Genomic DNA, 5,420 nt, shown 5'->3' on the forward strand with positions numbered 1-5,420 from the left:
GAGCGGAGGACGGTGGGGGCGTGGGGGGTGCCGGGCGGGTCGGGGCCGTGCCGTAGCCGTCGATCGTGACCACCGTGCCCGCCGGGGAGACAGCCACCTGTGCGTGCCAGTGGCCGGAGGGCTCGCGGAGGTGGTCGACGTACACCTTGATCGTCGACGTCCGGCCGGGGGCGAGGGTGCCCGAGGACCGGCTCAGGTAGAGCCAGCCGACGGTGGTGGACGCGGACCAGCGGACCGGGGCGGCGCCCGATGCCGCGAGGGTGATCAGCGTGGTGTCGCCGTCGTGGGCGGCGGTCACGTCCAGGTGGCCGGCGCCCTGCCGCCCCGCTCCCGTTCCGGTGACGCTGACGACCTCCACCGAGACGTCCGCCTTGCCGTTCCTGCCGACGCGGGAACCGGGCTTCAGGCTCGCGTTCCCGGCGTTCTCGTAGCCGCCGCTCGGGTCTTCGGCAAGCGCGTCGGGCCCCTGCGCCTCGCGAGCGGAGGGCGAGCGGCCCTCGCCCTCCGCCGTGGGGGCACCCCGGTAGGCGGCCCACAGGGCCAGGACAGGGGCGGCGACGACCGTGGCGACGACCGTCGTCGTCACTGCACGCGCGCGTAGGCGGTCGCGGCGGGCCGCGCGGTCCTTGGGGTCCATCGGGAAGCCGCGCCGGTCGAAGCGGGGTACGTCGACGCCACGCGTGCGTGTGTGGTGCGCGAACGCCCTGTGCAGGGCCGCGCGGGGTGCTTCCAGGACGGGCAGCTCGGCGGGGGTGACCGCGGTGCCGGGCCAGCGTCCGGGGGCGGCGCGCTCGGCGGTGCGGCGGCAGCGCGGGCAGTCGTCGACGTGCCGGACCAGCTCGCGGCGGAGCGCGGTGCTCAGGACCAGCCCGCTGTCGCCGGTGAGGTGGGACACGCTCGGGCAGCCGCCGGCCCCGACCACGGCCAGGGCGGCGCGGGTGCGCTCGACCTCGCAGGCGGCGGAGGCGAGCAGCTCGCGCGCGGTGGCGTCCGCCATGCCGAGGACGGCGGCGACCTCGTGGGCGGCGAGGTGGTGGCGGACGGCGAGTTCCAGGGCCTCGCGCTGCTCCGGGGTGGTGCCGGCGGCCTCCGGCCAGGCCAGCAGGGCGAGTTCGCGGCGCCGCTGCTCCTGGGTCTCCGGGGCGAGGGCCGGATCGGGGCCCGGTCTTCCCGCCGGCCCGGCGGCTCCTCTCCCCGCAGCCCCTTTCCCCGCGCTCCCGCCGCCTTCGCCCGCGGCCGCCCCGGCCGCTCCCGCCGGCGCCGGGCGGCCCGACGCGTGCGTGGCCTGACGTTTCTGCTTGGCCTCGGTCAGCCCCCGCAGGCACGCCCAGCGGGCCAGCGCGTACAGCCAGGCCCTGCGGTCGGCCGCGGCCTCCGGGACACGGTGTGCGCGCCGCTCGGCCAGGGCGAGGACGTCGCGGAGGGCGGCGGTGGCGGCGTCGTGGTCGCACAGCACCGACAGGCAGTAGGTGAACAGACCGTCCAGGTACGGCTCGTAGCGCGTCGGCATGCGGTGGGCGAGGGTGCGTGCGGCCGCACGGTCGCGTCCCTCCCGCTCCTCGCGTGCCTCGCGTGTTTCGCGCGCCGCGTGGTGCGTCCGGTGCGCTCCGGTGGTGCGGGTCGTGGTCTCCGGACTGCTGCTCATCACCTGTGCGACCGTAGGCGGCCCCGGAGTGCCCCTTCTTTATCCTTGCGCTCTTTTAATCCGTACGGGTGAAACGATCCCTCATAAGGGGACAGGAACCTTTCGTTCCGCGACTCGGGACGTCCGCCGCCCGGTCCCGGGACCGGTTGTCAGTGCCGCGGGCTACGGTTTCCGCATGGCTGCCCGTACCAAGACCACCAAGGACCGCCCGTCCTACCGCTGCACGGAGTGCGGCTGGCAGACGGCCAAGTGGCTCGGCCGCTGCCCCGAATGCCAGGCCTGGGGCACCGTCGAGGAATACGGCGCGCCCGCGGTCCGTACGACGGCACCGGGCCGCGTCACGAGCTCCGCGCTGCCCATCGGCCAGGTCGACGGCCGCCAGGCCACCGCCCGCACGACCGGCGTGCCCGAGCTCGACCGGGTGCTCGGCGGCGGCCTCGTGCCCGGCGCGGTCGTGCTGCTCGCCGGCGAGCCCGGCGTCGGCAAGTCCACCCTGTTGCTGGACGTGGCCGCCAAGTCCGCGAGCGCCGAGCACCGCACGCTCTACGTCACGGGCGAGGAGTCGGCGAGCCAGGTGCGGCTGCGCGCGGACCGCATCGGCGCGCTGCACGACGAGCTGTATCTGGCCGCCGAGACCGACCTGGCCGCCGTCCTCGGCCACTTGGACGCGGTGAAGCCGTCCCTGCTGATCCTGGACTCGGTGCAGACGGTCGCCTCCCCGGAGATCGACGGCGCGCCCGGCGGCATGGCCCAGGTGCGCGAGGTCGCCGGGGCGCTGATCCGCGCCTCCAAGGAGCGCGGCATGTCCACGCTCCTCGTGGGCCACGTCACCAAGGACGGCGCGATCGCGGGCCCCCGCCTCCTCGAACACCTCGTGGACGTCGTGCTGCACTTCGAGGGCGACCGGCACGCACGCCTGCGCCTGGTGCGCGGCGTGAAGAACCGCTACGGCGCCACGGACGAGGTCGGCTGCTTCGAGCTGCACGACGAGGGCATCACGGGCCTCGCCGACCCGAGCGGCCTGTTCCTGACCCGGCGGGCCGAGCCGGTGCCGGGCACCTGCCTGACCGTCACCCTGGAGGGCCGTCGCCCGCTGGTCGCCGAGGTGCAGGCGCTGACCGTCGACTCCCAGATCCCCTCCCCACGCCGGACGACCTCCGGCCTGGAGACCTCCCGGGTGTCGATGATGCTGGCGGTGCTGGAGCAGCGCGGACGGATCAGCGCGCTCGGCAAGCGGGACATCTACTCGGCGACGGTGGGCGGGGTGAAGCTGTCCGAGCCGGCCGCCGACCTCGCGATCGCGCTGGCGCTCGCCTCCGCCGCGAGCGACACCCCGCTGCCGAAGAACCTGGTGGCCATCGGCGAGGTGGGCCTCGCGGGCGAGGTCAGACGGGTCACGGGCGTGCAGCGCCGGCTCGCCGAGGCGCACCGGCTGGGCTTCACGCACGCGCTCGTACCGACCGATCCGGGCAAGGTGCCGCCCGGTATGAAGGTTCTGGAAGTCGCGGACATGGGGGACGCGCTGCGGGTCCTGCCCCGCTCGCGTCGCCGAGAGGCCCCGCGGGAGGCGGAGGAGCGCCGGTAGACTTTGCCCAGGTCTCGCCCGTCCGTGCGAACAGAGTGCGGGTGCGGGGGCGCGTCAGAACCTGCGACCGGAGGAGTGCAGTGGCAGCCAACGACCGGGCGGCGGCTCCCGGAAAGATCGGTGGGAGTGCCGGTTCCGATGGCCTGATGCGCGCCTCGCTGAGCGCCGTGGCTCCCGGTACGGGCCTGCGTGACGGCCTTGAGCGCGTGCTGCGCGGCAACACCGGTGGGCTGATCGTCCTCGGCTCGGACAAGACGGTCGAGGCGATGTGCACGGGCGGTTTCGTGCTGGACGTGGAGTTCACCGCGACCCGGCTGCGCGAGCTGTGCAAGCTGGACGGCGGCATCGTGCTGTCGTCGGACCTGTCGAAGATCCTGCGCGCGGGCGTGCAGCTGGTGCCGGACCCGACGATCCCGACGGAGGAGACGGGCACGCGGCACCGCACGGCGGACCGGGTGAGCAAGCAGGTCGGCTTCCCCGTGGTCTCCGTCTCCCAGTCGATGCGCCTGATCGCCCTGTACGTCGACGGTCAGCGCCGCGTCCTGGAGGACTCGGCGGCGATCCTGTCCCGCGCGAACCAGGCGCTGGCCACGCTGGAGCGGTACAAGCTCCGCCTGGACGAGGTGGCCGGCACCCTGTCGGCGCTGGAGATCGAGGACCTGGTGACGGTCCGGGACGTCTCCGCCGTCGCCCAGCGGCTGGAGATGGTCCGCCGCATCGCCACCGAGATCGCCGAGTACGTGGTCGAACTGGGCACCGACGGCCGCCTCCTGGCCCTCCAGCTGGAGGAGCTGATCGCGGGCGTCGAGCCGGACCGCGAGCTGGTCGTGCGGGACTACGTCCCCGAGCCGACGGCGAAGCGCTCCCGCACGGTCGAGGAGGCGCTGTCCGAGCTGGACGCGCTGACCCACGGGGAGCTGCTCGAACTGGGCACGGTGGCGCGTGCGCTGGGCTACACCGGGTCCCCCGAGACGCTGGACTCCGCGGTCTCCCCGCGGGGCTTCCGGCTGCTGGCCAAGGTCCCCCGCCTCCCGGGCGCGATCATCGACCGGCTGGTGGAGCACTTCGGCGGCCTGCAGAAGCTGCTCGCCGCGAGCGTCGACGACCTCCAGACCGTGGACGGCGTGGGCGAGGCCCGGGCCCGGAGCGTGCGCGAGGGTCTGTCGCGGCTGGCGGAGTCCTCGATCCTGGAGCGGTACGTCTGAGTCGCCTGACAGCTCGGCGGGCTCCGTCATATCGCGACTACCGGTCCGTCGTGGTTACTCGCGCAGTTCCCCGCGCCCCTTACAGGGCGCTGCGGTCGCCCTAGTCCGCCGACAGCACGAACGAAGCCTCCTGCTTCCCGAAGCCCGGCGTGCTGGCCTCCAGCAGATACGTGTCCGCCTTCGCCGAGCCCGCCGCAGGCGTCTCGCACTGCGGTGCGCTCGGCTTGCGGTCCCACGTCACCGTGTAGGTGATGCTCCGCCCGGCCGGCACCCGGAAGACGAGGCTCGCCGCGCCCTTGGGGCAGTCGGCCGAGGACCAGTAGGAGTCGCTGCCGGCCGACGGCGTGATGGTCAACACCGCGTTCTTCGGCCCGAGATCGATCTTGCAGTCGGCCGAGGAGCTGTTCCTGACGGTGAGTTCGAAGGTCGGCGTCTGGTCCGGCGAGTAGGAGTTGTGCAGGCTCTTCAGGCTCAACGCCACTGCGGAGGACGTGCAGTTGGGCAGCGCGGAGGACGCCGGGAGCGCGTCGCCCGCGACGACCGTACCGCCGCCCGCCGCGCCCGAGGACGAGCCGCCGCCGGACCCCGAGCCGCCGGAGGAGTCCGCGGAGCCGGAACCGCTGTCGCCGCCCGGCCCGGAGTCGCCCCCGCCGCTGCCGCCGCCGCTCGACTCGTCGCGCCCGCCCGGGTGTTGGCTGATCGCGGGCCCGGACGAGGAGGGGCCGGGCGTGATCGTGTTCGCGGGGTTCTTGCCGCTGGACGCGTCGCTGTTCTTCTTGCCTCCCCCGCCGCCGCCCGCGGTGACGACCAGCGTGATCACCAGCGCCAGCACGGCGACCACGGCCAGCATGACGGCCCTCCTTCGCCAGTAGATGGAGGAGGGAAGCGGCCCGACCGGATTGCGCAGAGATCCCACGGCCCAAACCTTACGAGAGAACGGCGCGCTGTCCTGCGCCCCCCGTTATGTTTTTCGCGGTCCTGCAAG

General features: G+C 74.0%; 4 protein-coding genes. 2 read left to right on the forward strand and 2 right to left on the reverse strand.

The window, feature by feature from the left end:
- The coding region (locus BIV25_RS45505; protein WP_107486723.1) for a sigma-70 family RNA polymerase sigma factor at positions 1-1,648 on the reverse strand (1,648 nt) is incomplete at its 3' end.
- Positions 1,649-1,820: 172 nt separating this feature from the next.
- Between BIV25_RS45505 and radA the strand changes: the two genes are divergently transcribed.
- Positions 1,821-3,230, forward strand: coding sequence for a DNA repair protein RadA (gene radA, locus BIV25_RS45510; protein ID WP_071378491.1), 1,410 nt, complete (start codon positions 1,821-1,823; stop codon positions 3,228-3,230).
- Between the two features lie 80 nt (positions 3,231-3,310).
- Complete coding sequence (gene disA, locus BIV25_RS45515) at positions 3,311-4,435, forward strand: DNA integrity scanning diadenylate cyclase DisA (protein WP_071378492.1); 1,125 nt, start codon at positions 3,311-3,313, stop codon at positions 4,433-4,435.
- Positions 4,436-4,535: 100 nt separating this feature from the next.
- Here disA and BIV25_RS45520 read toward each other — a convergent pair whose 3' ends face one another.
- Entirely contained in the window at positions 4,536-5,351 is an 816-nt protein-coding gene (locus BIV25_RS45520) for a hypothetical protein (protein ID WP_177235663.1), read from the reverse strand.
- Between the last annotated feature and the right edge of the window lie 69 nt (positions 5,352-5,420).

This window comes from Streptomyces sp. MUSC 14 (assembly GCF_001866675.1).
Taxonomy (GTDB): domain Bacteria; phylum Actinomycetota; class Actinomycetes; order Streptomycetales; family Streptomycetaceae; genus Streptomyces.

Excerpts from the sequence above, each read along its gene's own strand:
- radA (WP_071378491.1), top strand. The coding sequence starts at position 1,821 with ATGGCTGCCCGTACCAAGACCACCAAGGACCGCCCGTCCTACCGCTGC.